The sequence below is a fragment of the Bacillus haikouensis genome, assembly GCF_013179555.1.
GTDB lineage: Bacteria > Bacillota > Bacilli > Bacillales > Bacillaceae_B > Rossellomorea > Rossellomorea haikouensis_A.
On record NZ_JABMCR010000476.1, the window covers coordinates 1 to 1,999 of the forward strand.

Consider the following 1,999-nt stretch of genomic DNA (forward strand, 5'->3'; position numbering starts at 1 on the left):
GATCGGTTTAGTGAAAGAACACAATATCCCGAATGACCGCTTCGAGTTTCAAATGCTTTATGGAATGCGGAATCAATTGCAGTCAGACTTAGTGAAAAAAGGTTATACAGTCCGTATTTATCTGCCTTACGGGGAGGATTGGTATGGGTATTTCATGAGACGTCTGGCAGAAAGGCCGGCAAATGTAGCATTTGCTTTGAAAGGAATCTTCAGCAAGTAAATAGTATTGAAACACTTTATAGTCTTATTATATAAATTTGTATAAACAGGAAGGAATGTGAAAGTATGAGTAACGGAATTTTCAAAATCCCATCACCTAAAAATGAGCCTGGTCATTCATATGCTCCAGGTACAAAAGAAAGAGAAACATTAAAGGCAGAATTAAAACGCCAATCCGATATGGTAGCCGATATCCCTGTCATTATTAACGGAGAGAATATTAAGACAGATACAGTGAAGCAAGTAGTTATGCCGCATGATCATCAACATGTTTTGGCCAACTTTTCGCAAGCTGGAGAGAAAGAATTGCGTGATGCTGTAGAAGCTGCGATGGCTGCAAAAGAATCTTGGGCAAATATGCCATGGGAACACCGTGCATCCATTTTCTTAAAAGCTGCTGATTTAATCTCTGGTCCATACCGTGATGTAATGAATGCTGCTACGATGTTAGGACAATCCAAAACAGCTTTTCAAACTGAAATTGATGCTGCACAAGAATTAGCAGATTTCTTACGTTTTGGCGTTGACTATGCCAATCAAATTTATCAAATTCAACCGGATAGTGCGAAAAATATTTGGAACCGTTTAGAATACCGTCCATTAGATGGTTTTGTATTGGCCATATCTCCATTCAACTTCACAGCAATTGGCGGGAACTTACCATCAGCTCCTGCAATGATGGGGAACGTAGTCGTTTGGAAACCAGCAACAACTGCTATCCTATCAAACTACTACTTTATGCGTATTTTAGAAGAAGCAGGATTGCCGAAAGGCGTAATCAATTTTGTTCCTTCCCGCGGGTCACAAGTATCGGAAGTAGTATTAACAGACCCTCGCATGTCCGGATTCCATTTTACTGGATCCACAAGTACGTTCCAAACCATTTGGAAATCAGTTGGAGAGAATATCACAAACTATAAATCTTATCCTCGTCTGGTTGGGGAAACGGGTGGAAAAGACTTTGTATTTGCACACGAAACGGCACAAGCAGACAAAGTAGTAGCTGGACTTGTTCGCGGTGCGTTTGAATACCAAGGTCAAAAATGTTCAGCAGCCTCTCGTGCATACATCCCTGCAAGCATGTGGGAAGAAGTGAAAACAGGTATAGAGGAAGAAACGGCTAAGCTAAAAGTAGGGGATATCCAAGACTTTACAAACTTCATGGGTGCGGTAATTGATAAAGCAGCCTTTGATTCAATCACAAGCTACATCGACTATGCTGCAGATTCTGAAGAAGCAGAAATTATTGCCGGCGGTACGTATGATGATTCTGTTGGATATTTCGTTCAACCGACAATCATTGTGACGACAAATCCAAACTTTAAAACAATGACAGAAGAAATTTTCGGACCGGTATTAACAATATATGTATATGAAAATGACAAATTAGAAGAAACATTGACTGCAGTAGATACAGCGTCTATGTATGCATTAACCGGCGCGATCTTTGCACAAGATCGACAAGCAATAATGCACTTGGAACGCCGCTTATCTGGTGCAGCAGGAAACTTCTATATCAACGATAAACCGACTGGTGCGGTGATTAATCAGCAGCCATTCGGCGGTTCCCGCGGTTCTGGTACAAACGATAAAGCAGGTTCTGTATTTAACATGATTCGTTGGACTAGTCCTCGTATTATTAAAGAAAACTTTGCTCCAAACACAGAAATTGCTTATCCATTTATGGATGAAGAGTAATGTAAGGAGTACTAAAGATGTTATCAGTCTTTCGGCGGGGTTTAATGCCTGGTACTGATTCCAAGCCTGAGGTCCAATTACC

General features: G+C 40.7%; 2 protein-coding genes. Both read left to right on the plus strand.

Features of this window, described 5'->3' with window-relative positions:
* The coding region (locus tag HP456_RS23365) for a proline dehydrogenase family protein (RefSeq protein ID WP_172255506.1) at positions 1 to 220 on the plus strand (220 nt) is incomplete at its 5' end.
* Between the two features lie 65 nt (positions 221 to 285).
* The gene (pruA, locus tag HP456_RS23370) at positions 286 to 1,917 is read left to right on the plus strand and encodes an L-glutamate gamma-semialdehyde dehydrogenase (RefSeq protein WP_172255508.1); all 1,632 of its coding nucleotides are present in this window, start codon (positions 286 to 288) and stop codon (positions 1,915 to 1,917) included.
* Positions 1,918 to 1,999: the final 82 nt, after the last annotated feature.

Excerpts from the sequence above, each read along its gene's own strand:
- pruA (WP_172255508.1), top strand. The coding sequence starts at position 286 with ATGAGTAACGGAATTTTCAAAATCCCATCACCTAAAAATGAGCCTGGT.